This window comes from Thiobaca trueperi (genome assembly GCF_004342175.1).
Classification (GTDB): Bacteria; Pseudomonadota; Gammaproteobacteria; order Chromatiales; family Chromatiaceae; genus Thiobaca; species Thiobaca trueperi.
Map to the genome: position 1 here is coordinate 125,705 of NZ_SMAO01000004.1, position 24,227 is coordinate 149,931.

22 protein-coding genes are annotated in these 24,227 nt (G+C 63.4%); 17 read left to right on the forward strand and 5 right to left on the reverse strand.

Translation table 11 applies throughout. The features are described 5' to 3' along the window. Window positions 1–96: 96 nt before the first annotated feature. The 4 genes from aroA (at window position 97) to EDC35_RS08820 (ending at window position 4,317) form a co-directional block, all read left to right on the forward strand. Window positions 97–1,431, forward strand: a complete 1,335-nt coding sequence (gene aroA, locus EDC35_RS08805) for a 3-phosphoshikimate 1-carboxyvinyltransferase (RefSeq protein WP_132976881.1) — start codon at window positions 97–99, stop codon at window positions 1,429–1,431. Next, complete coding sequence (cmk, locus tag EDC35_RS08810; protein ID WP_132976882.1) at window positions 1,428–2,096, forward strand: (d)CMP kinase; 669 nt, start codon at window positions 1,428–1,430, stop codon at window positions 2,094–2,096. The genes aroA and cmk overlap by 4 nt, the downstream gene beginning before the upstream one ends. Before the next feature lie 153 nt (window positions 2,097–2,249). Beyond that, the gene (rpsA, locus tag EDC35_RS08815; protein ID WP_132976883.1) at window positions 2,250–3,929 is read left to right on the forward strand and encodes a 30S ribosomal protein S1; all 1,680 of its coding nucleotides are present in this window, start codon (window positions 2,250–2,252) and stop codon (window positions 3,927–3,929) included. A gap of 70 nt (window positions 3,930–3,999) precedes the next feature. Continuing rightward, window positions 4,000–4,317, forward strand: coding sequence for an integration host factor subunit beta (locus EDC35_RS08820; protein WP_132976884.1), 318 nt, complete (start codon window positions 4,000–4,002; stop codon window positions 4,315–4,317). A 271-nt stretch (window positions 4,318–4,588) separates the two neighbouring features. Here EDC35_RS08820 and phoR read toward each other — a convergent pair whose 3' ends face one another. Both phoR and phoB read right to left on the reverse strand, forming a co-directional pair. Then, window positions 4,589–5,911: a phosphate regulon sensor histidine kinase PhoR gene (phoR, locus tag EDC35_RS08825; protein WP_132976885.1), complete on the reverse strand. Its 1,323-nt coding sequence runs from the start codon at window positions 5,909–5,911 to the stop codon at window positions 4,589–4,591. Window positions 5,912–5,949: 38 nt separating this feature from the next. Further along, on the reverse strand, window positions 5,950–6,636 hold the full coding sequence (phoB, locus tag EDC35_RS08830) for a phosphate regulon transcriptional regulator PhoB (RefSeq protein ID WP_132976886.1): 687 nt from the start codon (window positions 6,634–6,636) through the stop codon (window positions 5,950–5,952). Between the two features lie 333 nt (window positions 6,637–6,969). Between phoB and EDC35_RS08835 the strand changes: the two genes are divergently transcribed. From EDC35_RS08835 to EDC35_RS08855, 5 genes are all read left to right on the forward strand, one after another. Further along, window positions 6,970–7,536: an NUDIX domain-containing protein gene (locus tag EDC35_RS08835; protein ID WP_132976887.1), complete on the forward strand. Its 567-nt coding sequence runs from the start codon at window positions 6,970–6,972 to the stop codon at window positions 7,534–7,536. An 18-nt stretch (window positions 7,537–7,554) separates the two neighbouring features. Then, window positions 7,555–8,247 carry a type 1 glutamine amidotransferase gene (locus EDC35_RS08840; RefSeq protein WP_132976888.1) on the forward strand — a complete coding sequence of 231 codons (693 nt, stop codon included), beginning with the start codon at window positions 7,555–7,557 and terminating at the stop codon, window positions 8,245–8,247. 3 nt (window positions 8,248–8,250) lie between these two features. Next, complete coding sequence (locus EDC35_RS08845) at window positions 8,251–9,477, forward strand: EAL and HDOD domain-containing protein (RefSeq protein ID WP_132976889.1); 1,227 nt, start codon at window positions 8,251–8,253, stop codon at window positions 9,475–9,477. 151 nt (window positions 9,478–9,628) lie between these two features. Next, window positions 9,629–10,609, forward strand: coding sequence for a sugar ABC transporter substrate-binding protein (locus EDC35_RS08850; protein ID WP_132976890.1), 981 nt, complete (start codon window positions 9,629–9,631; stop codon window positions 10,607–10,609). 7 nt (window positions 10,610–10,616) lie between these two features. Beyond that, entirely contained in the window at window positions 10,617–12,608 is a 1,992-nt protein-coding gene (locus EDC35_RS08855) for a diguanylate cyclase domain-containing protein (protein ID WP_165903385.1), read from the forward strand. Between the two features lie 27 nt (window positions 12,609–12,635). Here EDC35_RS08855 and EDC35_RS08860 read toward each other — a convergent pair whose 3' ends face one another. From EDC35_RS08860 to tatB, 3 genes are all read right to left on the reverse strand, one after another. Further along, window positions 12,636–13,061, reverse strand: a complete 426-nt coding sequence (locus EDC35_RS08860) for a universal stress protein (RefSeq protein ID WP_132976892.1) — start codon at window positions 13,059–13,061, stop codon at window positions 12,636–12,638. Further along, on the reverse strand, window positions 13,058–14,431 hold the full coding sequence (locus tag EDC35_RS08865) for a citrate transporter (protein ID WP_132976893.1): 1,374 nt from the start codon (window positions 14,429–14,431) through the stop codon (window positions 13,058–13,060). The genes EDC35_RS08860 and EDC35_RS08865 overlap by 4 nt, the downstream gene beginning before the upstream one ends. A gap of 112 nt (window positions 14,432–14,543) precedes the next feature. Then, on the reverse strand, window positions 14,544–14,882 hold the full coding sequence (tatB, locus tag EDC35_RS08870; RefSeq protein WP_132976894.1) for a Sec-independent protein translocase protein TatB: 339 nt from the start codon (window positions 14,880–14,882) through the stop codon (window positions 14,544–14,546). A 251-nt stretch (window positions 14,883–15,133) separates the two neighbouring features. Between tatB and dapA the strand changes: the two genes are divergently transcribed. The 8 genes from dapA to EDC35_RS08910 all read left to right on the forward strand — a co-directional run bounded on the left by dapA (window position 15,134) and on the right by EDC35_RS08910 (window position 24,100). After that, window positions 15,134–16,009 carry a 4-hydroxy-tetrahydrodipicolinate synthase gene (dapA, locus tag EDC35_RS08875; RefSeq protein WP_132976895.1) on the forward strand — a complete coding sequence of 292 codons (876 nt, stop codon included), beginning with the start codon at window positions 15,134–15,136 and terminating at the stop codon, window positions 16,007–16,009. A 54-nt stretch (window positions 16,010–16,063) separates the two neighbouring features. Then, window positions 16,064–17,242 carry an outer membrane protein assembly factor BamC gene (bamC, locus tag EDC35_RS08880; RefSeq protein WP_341539432.1) on the forward strand — a complete coding sequence of 393 codons (1,179 nt, stop codon included), beginning with the start codon at window positions 16,064–16,066 and terminating at the stop codon, window positions 17,240–17,242. 193 nt (window positions 17,243–17,435) lie between these two features. Further along, a complete protein-coding gene (locus EDC35_RS08885) occupies window positions 17,436–18,059 on the forward strand; it encodes an L-threonylcarbamoyladenylate synthase (protein WP_132976896.1) in 624 nt (207 codons plus the stop codon). Next, entirely contained in the window at window positions 18,059–18,739 is a 681-nt protein-coding gene (locus EDC35_RS08890; protein WP_132976897.1) for a site-2 protease family protein, read from the forward strand. Before EDC35_RS08885 ends, EDC35_RS08890 begins: the two co-directional genes overlap by 1 nt. A 16-nt stretch (window positions 18,740–18,755) precedes the next feature. Beyond that, on the forward strand, window positions 18,756–19,973 hold the full coding sequence (locus EDC35_RS08895) for a tryptophan--tRNA ligase (protein WP_132976898.1): 1,218 nt from the start codon (window positions 18,756–18,758) through the stop codon (window positions 19,971–19,973). A gap of 276 nt (window positions 19,974–20,249) precedes the next feature. Further along, window positions 20,250–21,044, forward strand: coding sequence for a segregation and condensation protein A (locus tag EDC35_RS08900; protein ID WP_207896174.1), 795 nt, complete (start codon window positions 20,250–20,252; stop codon window positions 21,042–21,044). Further along, window positions 21,025–21,603, forward strand: a complete 579-nt coding sequence (scpB, locus tag EDC35_RS08905; protein ID WP_132976899.1) for an SMC-Scp complex subunit ScpB — start codon at window positions 21,025–21,027, stop codon at window positions 21,601–21,603. Before EDC35_RS08900 ends, scpB begins: the two co-directional genes overlap by 20 nt. A gap of 7 nt (window positions 21,604–21,610) precedes the next feature. Continuing rightward, a complete protein-coding gene (locus EDC35_RS08910) occupies window positions 21,611–24,100 on the forward strand; it encodes a heavy metal translocating P-type ATPase (RefSeq protein ID WP_132976900.1) in 2,490 nt (829 codons plus the stop codon). The last annotated feature ends 127 nt before the right edge of the window (window positions 24,101–24,227 follow it).

The following is a 24,227-nucleotide window of genomic DNA, read 5'->3' on the forward strand; positions in this document are numbered from 1 at the left end:
GGATCCCGCTCGGACAGAAACTGTTTGAACCATTTTTATCGGCACGATTAGAATGCCGGGTTTTCCCGAATCCGACACGCCCGTGCGGGAGTGGCATTGACCGCAGTCACCGACCTTCGATTCCAGATCGCGCCCGGCGGCGCGCTGCGCGGACGTTTGCGCGTGCCCGGCGATAAATCGATCTCGCACCGTTCCATCATGCTCTCAGCCATCGCCGAGGGCGAGAGCCGCATCGCCGGTTTTCTCGAAGGCGCGGACGCGCTGGCGACCCTGACTGCCTTTCGGCGGATGGGGGTTGAGATCGACGGCCCTGATGCCGGTCGGGTGCGGGTGCACGGGGTCGGTCTGCGCGGTCTGCGTGCGCCGGACGGGCCGCTCGACATGGGCAATTCGGGTACCTCCATGCGATTGCTGGCGGGCCTGCTGGCGGGCCAGTCCTTCCCGGTCACGCTCACTGGCGATGCCTCGCTGTCGCGGCGTCCGATGCGGCGCGTGACCGAGCCCCTGGCGCTGATGGGTGCGCACATCGGCACGACGGCTGACGGCACCGCACCGCTGGTCATCGAGCCGGTGCCGCATCTGACCGGCATCGACTATCGGCTGACCGTGCCGAGCGCCCAGGTCAAATCGAGCCTGCTGCTGGCGGGACTCTATGCCGGGGGCGAGACCGGCGTGACCGAGCCGGCGCCCACCCGCGACCATACCGAGCGCATGCTGACCGCCTTCGGTTATCCGGTGCGCCGCCAGGGCGCGCGGGCCTGTCTGAACGGCGGCGGCCGTCTGCGCGGCTGTCAGCTGCAGATCCCGGCGGACATCTCGTCGGCGGCCTTTTTTCTGGCCGGCGCCAGTATCGCGCCGGGCTCGGATCTCTTGCTGGAAGAGGTCGGCATCAATCCGACCCGGGTGGGCGTCATCAATATCCTGCGCGGCATGGGGGCGGACATCGAACTGCTCGACCGGCGCACCCTGGGCGGCGAGCCGGTGGCTGACATTCGCGTCCGTACCGCCCGTCTGAAGGGCATCCGGATCCCGGTGGATCAGGTGCCGCTCGCCATTGATGAGTTTCCCGCCATTTTCATCGCTGCGGCCTGCGCCGAGGGCGAGACCATCCTCACCGGTGCCGAGGAACTGCGGGTGAAAGAGAGTGACCGGATTCAGGTCATGGCCGATGGCCTGACCCGGCTTGGCATTCTCGCCGAACCGCTTCCGGATGGCATCCGTATCGTCGGCGGCGAATTCGGTTCGACTGCTGGCGGCGAGCCGATTGATGCCCACAGCGATCATCGGATCGCCATGTCCTTCGCCATCGCCGGGCTGCGTGCGAGCGGGTCGGTGACGATCCGCGACTGCGCCAATGTGGAGACCTCGTTTCCGGGGTTTGTCGAACTGGCGGCAGGCGTCGGTCTCGGGATCGAGGCGTCCGGCGCATGATTCCGGTCATCACCATCGACGGTCCGTCCGGCACCGGCAAGGGCACGCTTGCCGCCCTGGTCGCCGAGCGGCTGGGCTGGCATACCCTGGATAGTGGCGCGCTCTATCGCGTATTGGGGCTGGCCGCCGCGCGGCGCGGGCTGTCATGCGATGACCCGATCAGCATGGCGGCGCTGGCTGCGACGCTGCCGGTTTCCTTTGCCGCTGATCAGGTCATCCTGGATGGCGAGGATGTAAGCGAGGCGATCCGCACCGAGGAAGCCGGCATGGCGGCCTCGCGTGTGGCCGTGCATCCGCCGGTGCGCGCGGCGCTGCTGGGCTGGCAGCGCCGCCTGGCGCGCCCGCCCGGACTGGTCGCCGATGGACGCGACATGGGCACCGTGGTGTTCCCTGAGGCGCCGCTCAAGATCTTTCTCGACGCCAGCCCCGACGCACGCGCTGAACGTCGATATAAACAGTTGAAAGGAAAGGGGTTGGATGCTAACCTGCCGAACCTCGTTGCAGACATTCGCGAACGGGATGCGCGTGACCGCACCCGCTCGGTGGCGCCGCTCATCGCCGCTGCTGACGCTGTCCTGGTGGATTCCACCGCAATGTCCATCGTTGAAGTGCTCGATCGGGTCCTGGAAGAGGTGAGGCGCGTCTTCCCGGAGCTGGTCCTCTGATGTGACTGGCCGTCCCGCATCATTGCAGCGTGATGATGCGGGAAGACCAAAAAACAGGGTCGGTGCAGAATGCGCCGGCCTTTTCATTTCATACATACCCCTCGCTCCGGATGGAGCGGGTTTGCGCGCCGATCTTCAGGATAACCGGATCCCATGACCGAAAGCTTTGCCGAACTTTTTGAACAGAGTCTAAGCACCACTCAACTCCAGCCGGGCACCATCGTTGATGGAACGGTCGTCGAGATCACGGCTGACAATGTCGTGATCAACGCCGGGCTCAAGTCCGAAGGCGTCATCCCGCGCAGCCAGTTCCTCAATGCGGAAGGCCGCCTTGAGGTCGCTGTCGGCGATGTCGTGAAAGTCGCCCTGGATGCCGTCGAAGATGGCTTTGGCGTGACCCGCCTGTCGCGTGAGAAGGCAAAGCGTTTCGCCGCCTGGGATTTCCTCGAAAAGGCCTTCGAGAACGGCGACACCGTCAAGGGTCTCATCAACGGCAAGGTCAAGGGCGGCTTCACCGTCGAGCTGGACACGGTTCGCGCCTTCCTGCCGGGATCGCTGGTCGATGTGCGCCCGGTGCGCGACACCACCTACCTCGAAGGCAAGGAGCAGGAATTCAAGGTCATCAAGCTCGACCGCAAGCGCAACAATGTCGTCGTCTCCCGCCGCGCCGTGGTGGAAGAGGAATACAGCGCCGAGCGCGATACCCTGCTGGCGAACCTGGAAGAGGGCATGCAGGTCAAGGGTGTGGTCAAGAACCTCACCGATTACGGCGCCTTCCTGGATCTGGGCGGCATCGACGGCCTGCTGCACATCACCGACATGGCCTGGCGCCGCGTCAAGCACCCGTCCGAAGTGGTCGAGATCGGCGACGAGATCGATGTCAAGGTGCTCAAGTTCGATCGCGACCGTCAGCGCGTCTCGCTCGGTCTCAAGCAGATGGGCGAGGATCCCTGGGTCAATATCTCGCGCCGTTATCCCGAGAGCACCCGCGTCTTCGGCAAGGTCACCAACATCGCCGATTACGGCTGCTTCGTCGAGATCGAAGAGGGTGTCGAGGGTCTGGTCCACGTCTCCGAAATGGACTGGACCAACAAGAACATCCATCCGAGCAAGATCGTGTCGCTGGGCGACGAGGTCGAGGTCATGGTGCTGGACATCGACGAGGAGCGTCGCCGCATCTCGCTCGGCATCAAGCAGTGCGCCCTGAATCCCTGGGACGAGTTCGCGGTCACCCACAAGAAGGGCGACCATGTCTCCGGCAAGATCAAGTCGATCACCGACTTCGGTATCTTCATCGGTCTCGACGGCGGCATCGACGGTCTGGTTCATCTGTCCGACATCTCCTGGGAAGAGGGCGGTGAATCGGCGCTGCGTCGCTACAAGAAGGGCGATGAGCTGGAAACGGTCGTGCTCTCGGTCGATCCGGAGCGCGAGCGCATTTCGCTCGGCGTCAAGCAGCTCGACAAGGATCCCTTCTCCAGCTTCGTGGCGCTGCATGACAAGGGCAGCGTGGTCACCGGCGTGGTCGCGGATGTCGATCCCAAGGGCGCGACCATCACCCTGGCCGATGGCGTCGAAGGCTACCTGCGGGCCTCCGAAATCTCGCGTGACCGTATCGAAGACGCTCGTCTGGTGCTGAAGGTTGGCGAAGAGATCGAAGCCAAGTTCCTGGGCGTTGATCGCAAGAACCGCACGCTCTCACTCTCCATGAAGGCCAAGGACATGGAAGAAGAGCAGTCGGCGATCAAGGGCTATTCGCGTGACGCCTCCAGCGGCACCAGCCTCGGCGACCTCCTCAAGGAGCAGATGGAAGAGGCGCAGCGCGGGAACTGATTCCTGCGTTGCTCCTGATCAGAATGCGGGGTCCACTGGACCCCGCGATCTTTTCCCAGGAGTCGATACCATGACGAAATCCGAGCTGATCGACATTCTGGCCGCCGAGCAGGATCATCTTCCCCACAAAGATGTCGAAGAGGCGGTTCGCAGGATTCTCGAACGCATGAGCGGTGCGCTGTCTTCCGGTGAGCGGATCGAGATTCGCGGATTCGGCAGTTTCTCGCTGCATTACCGTCCGCCACGCATCGGGCGCAATCCCAAGACCGGTGAATCCGTATCCCTGGCTGGCAAGCATGTTCCGCATTTCAAGCCCGGCAAGGAACTGCGGGATCGCGTCAATCAGGCGTTTCAGGAATTGCAGGAACCTTCCGACCAGGAAAAATAGACAGGATTAAACCGCGTCCAGCGCGGTATGCGATGTTTATGGATCGGGCCGGCCCCGACAGATTCAGGGATTGTCGGAGGCAGCGCGGTTTAAGAGATTAAAAAATATCAATTTCTAAACCGCGTCTCCACCGAGGTCGCTGAGATCCACAGCATTGAACACAAAAGAAAAACCACGCATTTCACTCCAGACGCGGTTTGACAGGATGATAAAGCGGGGCTTTTAAAATCCTGTCCATCCTGCGAAATCCTGTTAATCCATTCCATCCCACTCAACCCGCCCCCAGCACGTCCATCTCATCTCTGCACGACCCGCGAGCAGGCGGGAAGCGGCAGGAAAAAATCGTCCCCTGTCCGACCTCGCTGGAGATGGTCAGGCGTCCATCATGTCGATTCAGGACGTGCTTGACGATGGCCAGTCCCAGCCCGGTTCCACCCGATTCGCGCGAGCGCGCGCGATCCACCCGATAAAACCGCTCGGTGAGTCGCGGCAGGTGCTCCGGGGCGATGCCGGGACCGTCGTCTTCCACTGAGAAACAGGGACCGCTCCGGTCCGTGCTCCAGCCGATACGGATCCGTGTGCCTTCCGGCGTGTGCTTGATCGCGTTGAAGATCAGGTTCGAGAAGGCGCTGTGCAGCTCCGGCTGATTACCGAACAGCAGCAGATCGTCGTCAATGTCGGTCTCGACGCAGTGCTGTCCGTTGCTCAGCGTCCGCGCCTCCTGCAGGATCAGATGGAGTTCGTCCGGGACATCGACGGATTGCTGTTCATCGGGATGGTCGCTCATGTCCAGTCGCGACAGGGTGAGCAGATCCTCGATGATCGAGCGCATGCGCTCGGTCTGATTGTGCATCAGGATGAGCGGTCGTTGATGGTTGGCCGGGGTCGTCGGCGCATCGATCAAAGGCTCCAGAAAGCCCGCGATCACGGTCAGCGGGGTGCGCAGTTCGTGCGAGGCGTTGGCGACGAAGTCGCGCCGGATCATGTTCAGATGATAGATCTTGGTGATGTCGCGCCCGACCACCAGACGCTGCCGCTTGCGTTCACCGAAGGGCGTGATCCGCAGCGAGAGCATGAGCGTGCGGTTGTGCTCGGGCGCGATGTCCAGCGGGCGCGTGTAGTCGCCGGCATCGATGAAAGCGCCCAGTTCGGCATGGGTGAGAATATCGGTAAAACGTCGCCCGTCATCCTGCGGCCAGTGAATGTTCATCAGTCGCCCCGCCGCCGGATTGGCCCAGTCGATGCGATGCTGTTTGTCGAGGACGACCAGGGCGTCCGGCACCGCATTGGCGGCCTCGCGGAAGCGCCGGGTGAAGCGGATCTGGCGTTTGCGACGCTTGCGTCCGAGCTGTTGATAATGGGCGATGCTGCGGTGGATGTCGCCCCAGAGTCCGCGTGGAAAAGGGGGGGCCAGCCGATGCCGGCGGTGGATCATGAGCGCGAGCCGGAGCAGATGATAGACATGGCGCAGTGCATAGGACAGCAGCACCAGCGGCCAGATCCAGGATGGATTGGCGCCGAGCAGCCACAGTCCGGCGCCAATGCCGATGGGCAGCATGAAAAACGCCAGTTCGACCAGCAGGGAGTCGCGCATGGACGCCCCCTGTGGGTGCGATCCGCTGGCCAGGCCGGTCATGGCTTGTCCGAAAAACGATAGCCGACACCGCGCACGGTTTGCAGCAGATGATCGTGTCCGGTGGCCTCCAGCGCCTTGCGCAGCCGCCGGATATGGACATCGACCGTGCGCTCTTCCACATAGACCTGATCCCCCCAGACCCGATCCAGCAGTTGCGAACGGCTGAAGGCGCGGTCGGCATGGGTCATGAAAAAATGCAGCAGACGATATTCGGTCGGCGCCACCTCAATGGGCTGTCCTGCCGCCGTGATGCGGTGACTGATATGATCGATGCGCAGACCGCCGATCTCGATCTCATCGGTCGGTTCGTCCGGCTGACTGCGGCGCAGCACGGCCTTGACGCGGGCCACCATCTCGCGGGGCGAGAAAGGTTTGGCGATATAATCATCGGCACCGGTTTCCAGACCTTTGACCCGATCCTCTTCCTCACCGCGCGCACTGACCATGATGATGGGCACGTCCCGGGTCTTGGGATTCTGTTTGAGCTGCTGCGCCAGTTCCAGGCCCGAACGTCCGGGCAGCATCCAGTCGAGCAGGATCAGATCCGGACATTCGTTGTTCAACAGTTTGCGGGCGTCGTCCGCATGACCCGCCTCCATGACCTGAAACGCCGCATTTTCCAGCGCAAAGCGCATCACTTCGCGGATATCCGGTTCGTCATCAACGACAAGAATGGTTGTCATGCACAAGGGTCCTGTTAAGTTTGACTGAGCTGATCGGCGGTTTGGTGCAGCAATGCAGAGGTTCCGAGACCATCTCCGATCGTTGTCGTTGTCGTTGTCGTTGTCGTTGTCGTAATCGAAGATGCGCAAGCCGAAGACGACAACGACAACGACAACGACAACGACAACGAACGGCTTCGGGGTTTATAAGCGATTGCATTAGTTTATTGACAACAGGTTACAGCCAGATGACCGTGTCGAGATCGCCACAGAGACCGCGATCCGGCTTGTCGAATCGGCGCGAGAAGGCTAGTTTAGGCGCCGCCGCAGCGGCTTCATAATGAGGAGATTGCGATGAGTGAAGGCCACATCCTGAAACGCGAACCCATCTATCAGGGACGGGTCATCGAGGTTGCGCTCGAAAGCGTCGCCTTGCCGGACGGCAGCCAGGTCGAGCTGGAGATCGTGCGCCATCCTGGCGGGGCGGCCGCCGTGGCCCTGGATGAGCAGGATCGGGTCTGTCTGCTGCGTCAGTTCCGCCATGCCAGCGGGGGCTGGCTGTGGGAGCTGCCTGCCGGACGCATCGATCCCGACGAAGCACCGTTCGCGACGGCACGCCGCGAACTGGCTGAAGAGGCGGGGCTGGAGGCGGCGGAATGGACGGATCTGGGGCCGATGCACAGTTCGCCGGGCATTTTCACCGAGGTGATTCATCTGTGGCTGGCGCGCGGCCTGACCGCGCTGCCGGTCGCCCATGAGCATGGCGAGCTGATCGAAATTCACTGGCTGCCCCTGAGTCAGGCGCTGGACTGGTGTCACGACGGAACCATTACCGACGGCAAGACCCTGATCGGTCTCTATCGCGCCGACGCCTTCATTCAGGGTGCGGCGGAGATGCTGTCTGAGGATCAGGGCTGTTGAGACGGGCGATTTCCTATCATGCGTATACATTGTCTGCAACACGTCCCCTTTGAAGGCCCGGCCGGCATCGCCGACTGGGCGGCCCGGCGCGGTCATGCCATCACGACGACCCATGTCTATGCCGGCGAGTCGCTGCCCGCTCAGACCGCGTTCGACTGGCTGGTGATCATGGGCGGCCCGATGGGCGTTCATGACGAGGCGGATCACCCCTGGCTCGTCCCCGAAAAACGCTTCATCGGCGAGAGCATCGCCGTCGGCAAAACCCTGATCGGTGTCTGTCTCGGCGCCCAGTTGATCGCCGGGACGCTGGGTGCGCGCGTTGCGCGCAATCCGGAAAAAGAGATCGGCTGGTTCCCCATCGAACTGACCGAGGCCGGCCGGTCATCCCCGCTCTTCGGCTTTCTGCCGCCAGTGTTTCAGGTTTATCACTGGCACGGCGACACCTTTGAACTGCCCCCCGGCGCGGTCCATCTGGCCCGCAGCGCCGCCTGCGCGCAACAGGCATTTCTTTATGACGGGCGCGTGCTCGGGCTTCAGTGTCACCTGGAATCCACACCCGAAAGCGTCGCCGACATCCTGCTCCACTGCGCCGACGAGATCATTCCGGCGGCCCATGTCCAGACCGCCGAACGCATGCTGGCGGCAAGCGAGCAGGATTACGCGCAGCTCAATGCGGTGCTTTTCGGCATTCTGGACCGCCTGGCGGTTTAAATCATGAACAACATTTTTCTCGGCGTGCAGCCGATCTTCGACCGTGATCGGCAGGTCGTGGCTTACGAGCTCCTGTTTCGCGACGCCAGCGGCGGCTTCGAGGGCAGCCGGCTCGATGGCGACGCCGCCACCTCGCAGGTGATCATCAATGCCTTTTCCGACATCGGCGTTGAGCGCCTGGGGCGCGACAAACTCCTCTTCCTCAATCTGACCGAAAGCCTGCTTGCCAGCGACATCATCCAGATGCTGCCGCCGGAGCGGGTGGTGCTGGAGATCCTGGAGACGGCGCAGATCACACCCGAGCTGGTGGACGCGGTGCGCCAACTGGTCGGTCAGGGTTTCAGGATCGCGCTGGATGATTTCATCTATCACACCAGTTGGGATCCGCTGCTGGATCTCTGTCACATCGTCAAATTCGATGTGCTGGGCGACGATGAGCGCGCCATGCGCGCCAAATTCGAGTCGCTGCCCCGGCGCAACCGGCCCCAGCTCCTGGCCGAAAAGGTAGAAAACAAATTTCAGTTCGTCGAATGTCTCAATCTGGGCTTCGATCTCTTCCAGGGATATTATCTTGCCCGCCCGCGCGTCATCTCGGGCAAGCGTCCTCCCGGCAACCGGATCCAGATCCTCAACCTGCTGGCGCAGCTGCAGGACGACTCCATCAGTCTGCAACAGGTCGAGCACCTGATCGCACAGGATGTCACCCTCAGTTACCGTCTGCTGCGGATTCTCGGCAACGCCGCGATCTCGCAGGGACGCCCCGTCCACAATCTCAAGCAGGCCATCGCCCTCGTCGGGCTGCGTGCCATCCGCCGCTGGGCCGCGCTCATCATGCTGGGCGGGCTGAATGTCGAGAGTCAGTTTTCCATTACCCGCTCACTGACTTACGCCCGCTTCTGTCAGATCGTTGGCGAACGCCATCTGCATGCTGCAAAAGATGCGCTTTTCACGGTGGGGCTTTTTTCCAATCTCGATGAACTCCTTGAGGTATCGCTGGACGAGGCGCTCCAACCGCTTCCGCTGGACGAGGAAATCAAGGGCGCGATTCTGCGCCATGAGGGATTGATGGGGCAGGTGCTGGTGATCGCCAAGCGGTTCGAGTCGGATGGATCGGCGACCGTCACGCCGCCCGCCGGTCTGGACATGCCGTCGCTCTCGGCCTATTTCCTGGAAGCCTTTGCCTGGGCGCAGGACATTCAAAGCGAGATGACGGGCTCCTCGAACGGCTGAGGACTGTTCCGGCCAGAGCGGACGCTGGCCTGACCTTCGTTGCCGATCCCGCTGCATTCTATGGTGATGACATTATGCTCCAGGTCAATCAAGACGATTTCCCGCTGCCGGGCGCAATGGACCGCGAAGCGTTTTCGCCTCAGGGTCTGCCATGATCCGGCCCGTTGCACGCTGCTTCGCTCTCTGGCTGGTGCTGATGAGCGTGGGCCGGGCGAACGCCGATGACCATCTCTCTCCGGCACGCGACATTCAGGCGTCCCATCCCTGGAAGATCGCCTTCGTGACCAAGGCCGGGGAGGGCGGGAACGCCTATCGGCGGCGTTTAGCTCAGGGCGCCAGGCAGGCCGGTGCTGATTTCAGGGTCAGGGTCGAGGTCATGACTCCGGATAGCGAGCGTTACGATGTCGCCCTTCAGGTCAATCTGGTGGATCGGCTGGCGCACAGTGACATCGACGGTCTGGTGCTGGCGCCGATCAACAGCAATCTCCTGGTCGAGCCGGTCGAGCGTGTGGTCGCCGCCGGCAAGCCGGTGGTCATCCTGGATACGCCGCTCAGTTCGCGCGCGGTCCTGACCCAGCTCGCCTTCGATAATCAACAGGCCGGACGGCTCGCTGCGGAATGGATCATGCGCCGGCTTGACGGTCGTGGCCGGGTGCTGATCCTCTCGGGGCAGGAAGAGGGTCAGAACGCCATCGAGCGGCGCAACGGCTTTCTTGACGCGCTCGCCGCGAGCGACATCGAGGTGCTTGACATGCAGTCGGCCAACTGGCTGCGCGGGCAGGCCGAACGGGTCACGCGCGGCTGGCTTGATCGTTTCCCGCATATCGACGCGATTCTGGCCGCCAATGACACCATGGCGCTGGGTGCCGCCGACGCCATCGCCCGCGCCGGTCGCACCGGGATTCTCGTCACCGGGGTCGATGCGAATCCCGAGGCGCTCGCCGCCATCCGTGCCGGGCGGATGCATGTCACCATCGAACAGTCGCCCGAGGCGCAGGCGCGCGCTGCGGTGCAACTGCTGGTGCGCCATCTCGAACGCGGTGAGACCTATCCCGCTCAGTCCGTCTGGCGGGAAATGCCGCTGCTTGATCGCGAGACGCTGGAAGCCGATGTTCCAGCCGGAAATCATTGAAATGGACATGCCGGCGTCAGCCCGTCCATTTGGCAGAGAGGATGAATCCAGCATTGCCCTTGCCCTGTATCGCCGGGTGGGTCGGCTTGGCCGGCTGGCGAAGCTGGTCATTCTGCTGCTGGTGGCGGTCTGCGGTCTGCTGGTCTGGCAGCAACTGGCCTGGCACCTGACCGAGCAGGCGCGTCAGGGGGCGGCCCTGATCGATGATTATCTGCTCAATGTCGAGATCGATCTGAACACCATCGCCAACTATCTGGCCACGACCAGCGATCCCGATCCGCTCTTTCGCGGCAATCTGGTGCAGAAGTCAGGCTTTCAGGGGCTCTATCTGGTCGGACAGGACGGCGCTGTGCTGGCGCAGCAGCAATGGGTCGCGCTGCCCTCGCGTCTGCGCTTCGATGAACAGCCCTGGCTCGATCCGGTGCGTCAGGGGTTGACCTATATCGGTCCCCCTGAACACGACCGGCAACCCCTGCCATCTCTGTTTCTGGCGGTGGCCGTACCCGATGCCGGCGGTCGCTTCGCCCGCAGTCTGGTCGCACGCATCGACCTGAGCAGATTATGGACTCAGATCAATGCCCTTCAGGTCGGCAAGACCGGCACGGTCTTTGTCATTGACTCGTCCGAACGCATCGTTCTCCATCGCAAGCTGGCCTATATGCGCGGCGCGACCTCGCTCGACGATCTGTATCCGGAGCGCATCGGTCTGCACGCAAGCATGGCGATGGGTGTGCTGCGCGACCGCGATGGCGCCATCGTTCTGTCTCTGAGTGCACGCGCGGTGCGCGGCGGACTGCTGGCCGTCGCCCGGCAGCCGATTCGCGATCTGGTGTTCGGGCTGTCCGCCCTCATCGGTGTTTCGCTGTTTGCACTGAGCGGAGTGGTGTATTGCGTTCGCCGCGCCGAGCGTTTTACGCGGCATGAAATCGTCGCGCCGCTGGTCATTCTCCATCGCAGTGCCAGCCAGTTCGAGCAGGGGAATCTGACCCACCGGATCGGCGTCGTCGGTCGTTATGAGCTGGCGGCGATTTCGGTCCTGCTCGATCAGATGGCGGCGCGTCTGGAGATGACGATCAATGATCAGCGTCGGCGGGTGGCCGAGCTGGACGCCAGCGTGGAATTCCTGCGACGCATCGCCGACAGCGTTCCGGGCGTGATGTTCCGCTATCGCCGCCCCCTCGACGGGGTCGCGCATTTTTCCTACATCAGCCCCAGGGTCAAGATCTTCGGCCTCACGGCAGATGCTCTGGCCGGGGATGCGGCGCCTTTTTTCGCGCGTCTGCATGATCAGGATCGCGACGCCGTGTTGCAGGGACTCAACGACTCGGCGGCGACCCTCTCGCTCTGGCAGACACAGTTCCGCATCCGTCAGCCGCTCGGCGATTATCGCTGGTTCGAGGGACAGGCGACCCCGGATGTCGAACCAGATGGCAGTCTGGTCTGGTTTGGCTATTTTGCCGACATTCAGACCCAGAAAGAGACCGAGGAACGGATCCGGCTGATGGCGCAGCACGACGCCCTGACCGGTCTGCCGAATCGCGCACTCTTCGATGACCGGGTCGAGCGGGCGCTGGTTGAGGCACGACGCGAACGGACCCGGTTTGCGCTGATGTTCATCGATCTGGACCGCTTCAAGCCGGTCAACGACCAGCTCGGGCACCGTGTCGGCGATCTGCTGCTGCGGGATGTCGCCCAGCGTCTGGGGCAGTGCGTGCGCGAGTCGGATACCGTCGCCCGCATCGGCGGCGATGAGTTCGTGGTGCTGCTGCGCAATGCGCGCCAGCCCGAGTATGCCCTTCAGGTAGCGGAAAAGATTCGCGCCGCCATTGATGTGCCCTTCACGATTGAAGGCCATGAGATCGATATCTCAACCAGCATTGGGATCGCGATCTACCCCGATCATGGCGCCAATCCGATCGAACTGGCGCAGCGTGCGGACGAGGCGATGTACCGGTCAAAAGAGCGCGGACGCAATGCCGTGTCGCTGGCGTTCGTTTGACTGACATCGCCCGCCGTGCGATGCGGCTTATCTGACCAGCGTCACCGGAATCGTCGTCAGATGGATGACCTTGGTCGCGATCGATCCCAGCAGCAGGTTCCCCAGCTCGCCCCGGCCATGGCTGCCCATCACAATGGCGTCGCAGCCCTGCTCAGCGGCGAAACGGGCGATGCTCGGTGCGATCGGGCCGATCAGGACATGCTTGCTGTAGGTGATGCCCGCCTCATCCAGCAGGGCGCAAGCGGAGGCCATGTCTTGCTCGCCCTCGCGGTGCTGCGTCGCCTGAATTTCCTCGTCGGTCAGGAAGCGGCGCACCTCCCAGGCGTCGATGGGCCTGCGCACATTGACCAGATGGATCGTTCCCGGCGTCTGACTGCCGGCGAGCTTGATCAGATAGCGGACGGCGCGCTCGGCGTACTCGGAGCCGTCGGTTGGAACCAGAAAGGTCATCATCGGAGTGTCTCCCGAACCGCCATGAGCGGGTTTTCGATCTGGGGCGCGGCGGCTGGCAGCGACTCGATCGCCTGAGCCGTTCCGGATTCGGTGGCAAGCGGTTGCCAGCCGAGGGTGAAGAAAAGCACGGCAAAGCCGATCACATAGGCCAGCGCGACATGCCAGCCGTGACGCAGCCAGGCGCCGACGGATTTGGCCTGCGGAAACATGTTCGACAGGGCGACGCCCGCCGAGCTGCCGAACCAGATCATGGAACCGCCGAAGCCCACGGCATAGGCCAGCATCCCCCAATCGAATCCGCCCTGCTCAATGGCCAGCGCGGTCAGCGGGATGTTGTCGAAGACGGCGGAAACGAAGCCCAGCGTGAGGGCGGAATACCAGGACGCCTCCGGCAGTTTTTCGACCGGCATCAGCGAGGCGCAGACCACCAGGGTCAGGAGGAAGAGACTGCCCTTGAATGCCTCCGGCAGCAGGCTCCACTCGGGCTGGCGCTTGCGTGCGGCGAACAGGATGGCGACCCACACCGCCACCCCGAGAAAGGGGAAGCTGTCAGCCAGACTCTTGAAGGCGGAATTCACGACGACATTGGTGGCGACGGCGGCGAACAGGATCCCCGCCACGATTCCCAGCCGCGTCCAGTCGATGCGGGCATCCTGCGGGACATCGCGCACGATCGGCGAGAAGCGATGCTGCTGAATCGCGGCTGGAATGCCGAAGATCAGCAGTGCCACGCCAGCGGCGACATAGGCATGGAAAACTTCGTGTGGCGCGATCCCGGAGATCCACATCATGGTGGTGGTGGTGTCGCCGACCACGCTACCGGAACCGCCGGCATTGGAGGCGGCGACGATGGCGGCGAGATAGCCGATATGCACCCGATAACGGAAGACGCTGGCGGCGATGGTGCCGCCGATCAGGGCGGCGGCGATGTTGTCGAGAAAGCTCGACAGCACGAAGATGACGACCAGCAGTGCCAGTCCGCCGAACCAGCCGTTCGGCAGGTAACGGGGCAGGATGTGCGGGACACCGCTGTCCTCGAAGTGACGGGCCAGGAGCGCAAAGCCGAGCAGCAGACCAAGCAGATTGGTCAGAATCACCCACTCGTGTTCGAGATGGCCCGCCAGACCGGCCAGCCCGGCGCCGGTGTGAAAGCCGGTGAACTCCAGTTTGTAGCTGACGATGGCGGTCAGCCCGGTCAGGGCCACGGCAAGCGTATGGTTGTGGAAGAAGGCCACCCCGAGCAGGGTGAAGGCGAAGAGAATGAACTCCACCGGGATGCCGAAAACGGCGATTTCGTGCATGGGCGGCGCGGCAGCGGCGGCGAACGGCGTCAGCAGCAGGATCAGGACGATTACTGCTGGCCAGCGCATGTGCCGGTCCTGCGAAGGCAAGGGCGCCAGTAGATGGCGGACACTGATCCAGGTCGATGAAGGGCTCACACGTTCAACCTCTTAAATAAAGAGCATGATGGATTGACCGCGTTTAACCGCGCGGCGGCGGCTCGCGCAGGGCGTCGGATTTGGCAGGGCTGGGCGACGCCGGGGCTGGCGGCAGATTGGGTGCGAGGCCGGCGGCGGGCTTCGGCGGTTCTTCAAAGATGGTTTCCAGCGACTCGATGTGCGTCTGTCGCTTGAGTATCTCATTGAGTTCATCGGCCTTGAGTTCGCGATCGATCTCCTGCTTGACTGAAGCGAGTGAGCGTCGCGCACGTCCCACCCACATGCCGGCGACGCGCGCGGCCTTCGGCAGCCGTTCCGGGCCGATGACGATCAGCGCCACCAGCGCGATCATGACCAGTTCTGAAAAACCAATGTCGAACATGGGGATGTTTCAACCTTCATGGGTGAATCGGGGATCCGGCGTCCGGCATCCGACGGGGCGTTGCGGGGTGCTGATCATAACCGAAGCCGATTCCGCCCGGAAGCGATCCTCTGGGAGCCAGGTGCCCCGGCATGGTCGGAGAATGGTGACTTGTGCATTGCGGTTGCGGCTGCCGGTTGTCTCGGCAGGGTCGCGCGAGCTACCATGAACCCACCCCGTTCAATGCCTGTTTACCAATATGGAGTTGGAGCATGTTTCGCGGCAGCATCGTTGCGCTCATTACGCCCATGCATCCGGATGGCGAAATCGATGACGCGAGCCTGCAACGTCTCGTCGATTTTCATGTCGCTGCCGGGACCACGGCCATCGTCGCCGTCGGCACCACCGGCGAATCGGCGACCCTCGACGAGGACGAGCATTGCGCGGTCATCCGGCGCACGGTCGAGTTCGCCGCCGGACGCATTCCGATCATCGCCGGCACGGGCGCCAATTCGACCCGCGAGGCCATCCTGCTGACCCGCTGTGCGAAGGCGGCCGGCGCCGTCGCGGCATTGCTGGTCACACCTTATTACAACAAGCCGACCCAGGAAGGACTCTATCTCCATCACAGGGCGGTGGCCGAGGCGGTCGATATCCCGCAGATCCTGTATAACGTGCCGGGTCGCACCGCCTGCGACATGCAGCCCGAGACCATCGCCCGGCTGGCGCCGATCAGCAACATCATCGGCGTCAAGGAGGCAACCGGCGATCTGAGCCGCGTGTCCAGGCTGCGCGAGCTCTGTGGCGACGCCTTTGCACTTTACAGCGGCGACGACGCGACCGGTTGCGAATTCATGCTGCGTGGTGGCGACGGCGTCATTTCAGTGACATCCAATCTCGCGCCCGGACCCATGCAGGCAATGTGCGAGGCCGCCCTGAGTGGCGACCGCGAGCGGGCGGAGGCCATCAATGGTCCTCTGGACGCGCTGCATCACGATCTCTTCGTCCAGTCCAATCCGATCCCGGTCAAATGGGCCGCCGCACAGATGGGGCTCTGTCAGCCCGGCATCCGCCTGCCGCTGACCTGGCTGGCCGAGGACTGTCAGGCGCGTGTCCGGCAGGCGATGGAGCAGGCCGACCTTCTTTGACAAGGCATCCGTCGCCGAGAGGCGTCGGGAACACCCCATTTCACTCAGAGGTTTTTGACATTGAGACCCGGTTTCAAGGTAATCGCGACCCTTGCCGCACTGGCCCTGTACCTGCAACTCCCTGGTTGCAGTTCGCTTGGTCTCGATGAGGCTCTGCCCGATCAGCGGCTGATCTACAAGAAGCAGCGCGAAGCGAGCGAGAACCTGGAGGTTCCGCCCGATCTCGCCGGCAGCAGCTTCGATGACGCCCTGGATATTCCCGATGGCGGAGCGCCCGCCACCTTCTCCGAATATTCAGGCGGACGTGCGCAGCGCCAGCAGGTTGCCTCAAGCGGAACCGTGCTGCCAGCGGTCCCGAATGTCGAACTCAGACGGACGGACAAGGGTCGCTGGCTGGAAGTGCAGGCGCCGGCCCAGCAGGTCTGGCCGAAGGTCGTCGCCTTCTGGCGCGAGCAGGGCATCCTGCTGGTGGAGCAGAATCCCGCAATCGGCGTGATGAAGACCGACTGGCTCGACAATCGCGCCGAGATCCGCCAGGACTTCCTGACCCGCATGGTCAGCAAGGTCGCCGAGGGACTCTACGCCACCTCCACCCGCGACCAGTACAGTGTGCGGATCGAAGAAGGGACGCGACCGGGCACCGCCGACATTCATCTCACCCATCGTGGCATGGAAGAAAAACTGGTGACCAGCGCCATCGGCGATGGCAGCCGCACCATCTGGGAGCCGAGCGGCAGCGATCCGGACAAAGAGGCCGAGATGCTCAGGCGTCTGATGGTCTTCATGGGCGCCTCGAAGCAGAGTGCGACCGAGGTGAGCGCCAGACCGTCCGGTGCGGCGCCGGCTCAGGGTTCGCGGGCGCGACTGGTGACCGAAGGCAGTGCTCAATCGCTGTTGGTTCCGGAAGATTTCCGTGGCGCCTGGCGTCTGACCGGGTCGGCGCTTGATCGTGCCGGCTTCGCGGTGGAAGACCGCGACCAGAGTCGCGGTATCTATTATGTGCGCTATGCGGGAAAAGACGCCTCAGGCGACACCCGAACCGAAAAGCCCGGCTTCATCTCCCGGCTGGCCTTCTGGCGGAATAAAGACATCGATCAGGTGAAGCAATACCAGATCCAGGTCACAGGCAATGACAAGGAGTCGCGTGTCAGCGTGCTGGACGCAAACGGCAAACCCGAACAGACCGAGAGCGGTCGGCGCATTCTGACGCTGATGCAGGAAAATATGCGCTAAACCGCGCCCGGTGCGGCAGGCGATGTTTTTGGGTTGGATCAATCTTGGCAGCATCGACAACCGTGAGAGCTGGCGCGGTTTAATATATTCAATAAGATGAATTTTAAACCGCGTCTCTACTGAGGTTGGTGACATCCCCAGAGCTAAACACAAACTGAAAATCAAGCATATCGCTCTGGACGCGGTTCAATAAATGGCGCAATTCTTTCAGATTCACCCCGAGAATCCGCAGGCGCGGCTGGTGCGGCGCACGGTCGAGATCCTGCTGGAAGGCGGCGTGATCGTCTATCCGACCGACTCGTCCTATGCGCTTGGCTGCCAGATCGGCGAGAAATCGGCGATGGAGCGCATCCGCCGCATCCGCCGTCTGGACGACAAGCACAACTTCACCCTGGTCTGCCGCGATCTCTCCGAGATCGCCACCTATGCCAAGATCGACGATCAGGCCTACCGGATGCTCAAGTCGCTCACGCCCGGCGCCTATACCTTCATCCATGAAGCGACCAAACAGGTGCCGCGACGCCTGCTGCACCCCAAGCGCAAGGCCATCGGGATGCGGGTGCCGGACAACGAGATCTGCCGCGCACTCCTGAGCGAACTCAATCAGCCGATCCTGAGCACGACCCTGATCCTGCCGGATGACGATCAGCCGCTGACCGATCCCTATGAGATGCGCGAGATCCTCGACAAGCATGTGGATCTGGTGATCGACGGCGGCTTCTGTGGCCTGGAACCCACCACTGTGGTCGATATGATGGCCGATCCGCCCGCGCTGGTGCGGCGCGGCAAGGGCGATTCGACCCTCTTCGAGGAATGATGGACACATTGAACCAAATGCAACTGCTGGCGGTGCTGGCCCTGCCGGTGATCTTCGCGATCACCGTGCATGAGGCGGCCCACGGCTGGGTCGCCAACCGGCTGGGCGACCGCACCGCGCTCATGCTCGGGCGCGTCACCTTCAATCCACTCCGGCATATCGATCCGGTCGGCACCATTCTGGTGCCGGCGCTGGCCTTTCTCTTCACCGGTTTTCTCTTCGGCTGGGCCAAGCCGGTGCCGGTCAACTGGCGCAATCTGCGCCATCCCCGGCGCGACATGGCGCTGGTGGCGGTGGCCGGTCCCGGCGCCAATCTGCTGATGGCCCTGCTCTGGGGGCTCGCGATCCATCTGGGTCTGCTGCTGTTGCCCATCTATCAATGGGTCGCGCTGCCGCTGGTCTACATGGGCGCTGCCGGGGTGCTCATCAATGTCTTTCTTATGGTCCTGAATCTGCTTCCCCTGCTGCCGCTGGACGGCGGGCGGGTGCTGAATGCGCTGCTGCCGCCAAAGCTCAGCTACTATTTTTCCCGGCTTGAGCCCTTCGGGCTCATCGTCCTGCTGGCGCTGCTGGTCACGGGGCTGTTGAGCACCATCCTGCTGCCGGTCGTCATCGGTACCGTCGATCTGCTCCCCGGCTCGGGGATCGTGAAAGAACTTTTTTTCGTCCGCTCCATCTGACGCGAGGTCGTCTCCCTTGGCTTCTGTCTCCGCACAACACGCGCGCGTGCTTTCGGGCATGCGTCCCACGGGCCGGCTGCATCTCGGCCATTATCATGGCGTGCTCAAGAACTGGCTGGCGTTGCAGCACGAGTACGAGTGCTTTTTCTTCGTCGCCGACTGGCACGCGCTGACGACCCATTACGAAGATCCATCGGCCATCCCCGAGAGTTCTCGCGAGATGGTGATCGACTGGCTGGCCGCCGGCATCAATCCCGGCTCGGCGACGGTCTTCGTCCAGTCGCGGGTGCCTGAACATGCCGAGCTGCATCTGCTGCTCTCCATGATCACGCCGCTTGGCTGGCTGGAACGTGTGCCGACCTACAAGGATCAGCAGGAGCGGCTCAAGGAGAAGGATCTCGCCACCTACGGCTTTCTCGGCTATCCGCTGCTCCAGAGCGCGGACATTCTGGTCTACAAGGCCGGACAGGTGCCGGTCGGTGAGGATCAGGTCGCCCATGTGGAACTGACCCGCGAGGTGGCACGGCGTTTCAACCACATCTACGGGCGCGAAAAGGGCTTCGAGGAAAAGGCCGAAGAAGCGAAACGCAAGATGGGCAAGAAGAACGCCAAGCTCTTCGACAGCCTCAAACGCCGCTATCAGGAGCAGGGTGATCAGGAGGCGCTCGCCGTCGCCCGCGCACTGATCGAGGGCCAGGGCAATATCACCCTGGCCGATCGCGAACGTCTGCTTGGGTATCTGGAAGGCGGCGGGCGGGTGATCCTGCCGGAGCCGCAGCCGCTGCTGACCAAGGCGTCGCGGATGCCGGGCCTGGATGGACAGAAGATGTCCAAGTCCTACCACAACACCATCTCACTGCGGGATACCCCGGCTGAGGTCGAGAAGGCGCTGCGGACCATGCCGACCGATCCGGCGCGGGTGCGGCGCACCGATCCGGGCGATCCGGCCAAGTGTCCGGTGTGGCAGTTCCATCAGGTCTATTCCAATGAAGCGGTGCATGAGTGGGTGCAGCAGGGCTGCAAGTCTGCCGGCATCGGCTGTCTTGAATGCAAGCAGCCCGTGGTCGATGCCGTGCTGGCCGAACTGCTGCCGATCCAGACCCGCGCGCAGGAATACGAGGCCCAGCCCGAGCTGGTGCGCAGCGTCCTCAACGAAGGCTGCGAGAAGGCGCGCGATGTGGCCCATGAGACCCTTGAAGAAGTGCGGCACGCCATGTCACTCGTCATGGCTTAATCTCAATCTAAACCGCGTCCGGTGTGACCAAAGACCACTTGCGGTTTGGTTCGATCTGGCGGCGACCAATGGCCGTCAGTGGGACGCGGTTTAGATGATGAAAAGATGATGGAAGCGGAAACCGTCATTGAGCTGTCCACTGCGTCGCACGGGGCGGGCAGCGTCCCCGCGACCCGGACCAGGTTGCGCGAGCGGTCAGCGAACGGATCAGCCCCGGCCACGCTTGATGTTGCAGAGACCACGCCGGCTGACACCCAGCCTGAATTGCCCTTCGCCATGGTGCAGGGTGCGCCGCTCCTGACCCTGCCGCTGGATCTCTATATCCCGCCGGATGCGCTGGAGGTCTTTCTCGATGCCTTCGAGGGGCCGCTCGATCTGCTGCTCTATCTCATCAAGCGGCAGAATCTGGACATTCTGGACATCCCCATCGCCGAGATCACTGCGCAATACATGGAGTATGTCGAGCTGATGACCGAACTCCGGCTCGAACTGGCCGCCGAGTATCTGGTGATGGCGGCCATGCTGGCCGAGATCAAATCCCGTCTGCTGCTCCCGCGCACCAGTCAGGAAGAGGAGGATGGCATCGATCCGCGCGCCGATCTGGTGCGGCGGCTTCAGGAGTATGAACGCTTCAAACAGGCGGCCCAGGATCTCGATGCGCTCCCGCGACTGGAGCGCGATGTCTTCGCGGTCAGCGCCGCCATTCCGCCCGGACTCAGCCAGCGCCTGCCGCCCGAGGTCGATCTGGGCGAACTGCTGATGGCCCTGCGCGGGGTGCTGGCGCGCGCCGATCTCTTTACCAGTCACCGGGTCGAGAAGGAATCGCTCTCGCTGCGCGAGCGCATGTCGCAGGTCATGGAGCGTCTGATGGGCGGGCGTTTTCTCAACTTCACCGATCTGTTCAATCTCGACGAAGGCCGTGCCGGGGCTGTTGTCACCTTTCTGGCCCTGCTGGAGCTGATCAAGTCCAGCATCCTGGAACTGGTCCAGACCGAACCCTTCACGCCTATTCATGTGCGATTGCGCGAGTCTTCGCCGCAGGCCGGGATCGATGACAGCGCCGTCGCTTAAACTCATCGTCGAGGCGGCGCTGATCGCCGCTGGCGAACCCCTGAGCCTGGACCAGATCCTGGCGCTGTTCAGCGAGGACGAACGGCCCGAGCGGGCGCTGATCTTGGCCGCCATCCGCGAACTGGAGACGGAGTATCAGTCGCGCGGCATCGAGATCATTGAGGTCGCTGGCGGTTTCCGGGTGCAGGTGCGCGCCAGCGTTGCGCCCTGGGTCGCGCGGCTCTGGGACGAAAAGGCGCCGCGTTACTCGCGCGCCCTGCTGGAGACGCTGGCGCTGATCGCCTACCGTCAGCCCATCACCCGAGGCGAGATCGAGGACATTCGCGGCGTCGCGGTCAGCACCAGCATCATCAGGACACTCACCGAACGCGAGTGGGTGCGGGTGGTCGGACATCGCGACGTGCCCGGTCGCCCGGCACTCTATGCCACCACCCGCAAGTTCCTGGACTATTTCGGTCTGCGCTCACTCAACGAGCTGCCGCCGCTGGCCGAGATTCGCGATCCCGAGGCGCTGCTGGGCGGTGAACTGACATCGAATGGACAGGATTTAACATCCTGAGCGGATCATGACCGACTCACCAACCGGCTGTTTTCACTGCGGCCTGCCGGTCTCGCCTGCGGCGCGCGAAACGGCAGTCGTCGCTGGTGCCGAGCGCGCCTTCTGCTGCACCGGCTGCAAGGCGGTCTGCGAGGCCATCCATGCCGCCGGACTCGAAGGATTCTACCGCCGCACCCCGGCGGGCGAGGTGCTGGGACCGCCGCCCGAGCCGCCGCCACATCTCGCCGTCTACGATCTGGACGCCGTCCAGGAGGAATTCGCCGATGTCAGCGGCGATGCCCGCGAGATCCATCTGCTGGTCGAGGGCATCCACTGCGCAGCCTGTGTCTGGCTGATCGAGAAGGGCTTGCAGACCCTGCCCGGCGTCGCAGAGGCGCGGGTCAATCTCACCGGGCGACGGTTGCGGGTCCGCTGGGATAACGGTCGGCTGGCGCTCTCGCGCATCATCGGGCGGCTGGCCGATCTTGGCTACCGCGCCGCCCCCTTCGATCCCGATTCAGCCGAAGGCGCGCTGGGCCGCGAGAACCGCGCGCTGCTCTATCGTCTGGCCTGGGCCGGGTTCGCGATGATGAACCTGATGTGGATCTCCATCGCGCTCTACAGCGGCGCCGATCAGGGCGAGTTCCGCGACCTCTTTCACTGGATCGGCTTCCTGCTCGCGACCCCGACCATCCTTTACTCGGGCGCGCCCTTCTTCCGGGGTGCCTGGTCGGGTCTGCGCGCCCGGCGTCTGAGCATGGACCTGCCGATCGCGATCGGGGTCAGCGTCACCTATGGCTATTCGCTGGCGGTCACGCTCGGTCTCGCGGCACAGGGCGCGGTCTACTGGGATACGGTCGTCAATTTTCTCTTCGTGATCCTGGTCGGGCGCTATCTGGAGGCCATCTCGCGACGGCGTGCGGTCGCCTCGACCCAGCGTCTGCTCGATCTCCAGCCCAGGGTTGCGACCCGTCTGCGGGGCGAAGAGGAGGCGGTGATGCCGATCCGCGCGCTCCAGATCGATGACGGCGTGCTGGTGCGTCCGGGTGAGCGGATCCCGGTCGATGGCGAGGTGTTGAGCGGGACCAGTCAGGTGGACGAGTCGATGCTGACCGGCGAATCGCGCCCCATTGCCAAGGCCGTCGGCGACCGGGTCGCGGCGGGGACCATCAACCGGGCAGGCGTGCTGAGGGTGCGCGTCACCGGACTGCTGCGCGAGACCGCGCTCGGACGCATCATCCAATTGGTTGAAGCGGCGCAGTCCAGTCGCGCGCCGATCCAGCGTCTGGCCGACCGTATCGTGCCCTGGTTCGTGGCCGCGACCCTGGGTCTGGCGACGCTCACCTTCCTTGGCTGGATGGGCAGGGATGTCGAGTTCGCCCTGATGGCGGCGACGTCCGTGCTCATCGTCACCTGTCCCTGTGCACTCGGCATGGCGACGCCGATGGCGGTCGCGGTCGCCACCGGGCGCGGCGCGGCACGCGGCATTCTGGTCAGGAACGGCGCGGTGCTCGAACGCCTGTCCGGGATCGATCACATCGTTTTCGACAAGACCGGCACCCTGACCGAAGGGCGACCGGCGGTGGTGGCGCTGTACGATCTGGAAGGTGATTCGGGCTGGCAGCCGGTCGCCAGCGATGCCGCCGGGCTGACCGAAATCCAGCGGCGATCTCTGCGTCTGTGCGGTGCGCTCGAACGTCTGTCCGAGCATCCGGCGGCGGTTGCGATCCTGGATCTCTGCGCGCGCGCGGGGATTGCGACTGCCGGGGGCGAGGTCGAGGCGGTCGTGATTGCGCCGGGGCTGGGGCTCAGGGGACGAGTCGCGGGAATGATGGTTGTGATCGGCAGTGCGGAATGGCTGGCGCGTCATGGTGTTGCGGCTTGTGTCCACCATGAGGATGCGGGCCTGATCCATTGCGCGTTCAATGGTCGCGAGGTATTACGACTGCGCATCCAGGACCGGCTGCGTCCCGATGCCGCTGAGATCATCGCCCGGCTGCGCGCTCAGGGCATCCGTGTGACCCTGCTGACCGGCGACCGCCGCGAGGTTGCGGAGCGGATCGCGGCGCAACTGGGCGGGATCGACCTCATCGCCGAGGTACTGCCCGAGGACAAGGATCGGGTGATCGGCGACCTCCAGCGCGGCGGTCAGCGGGTGGCGATGGTCGGCGACGGCGTCAACGATGCCCCGGCGCTGGTGCGGGCCGATGTCGGCATCGCCTTGGGCAGTGGCACGGATGTCTCCATCGCCAGCGCCGACATCGTGCTCATGTCGAGTGAACTGGGGCGCGTGGTCGAGGCCGCCGAACTCTCGCGGCAGACCCTGCGCGCCATTCGCCAGAATATCGGGATCTCGGCGGTCTATAACCTCATCATGGTCCCGCTCGCCATGGCCGGGATCGTCACGCCCCTGATCGCTGCCATTGCGATGCCGTTGAGTTCACTTGCGGTGATCGGCAACTCGGCGCGTCTTTTGCACAAAACGTCTGTCAAACCGCGTCCAGCGCGATATGCGTAATTTTCAGTTTGTGTTTAGCTTTGGGGAAGTCAACGACATCAGTGGAGACGCGGTTTAAAATTTTATATTTTTTAATATCTTAAACCGCGCCAGCTCCGATACTCCTTGAGTCTGCCAAGGCCGATCC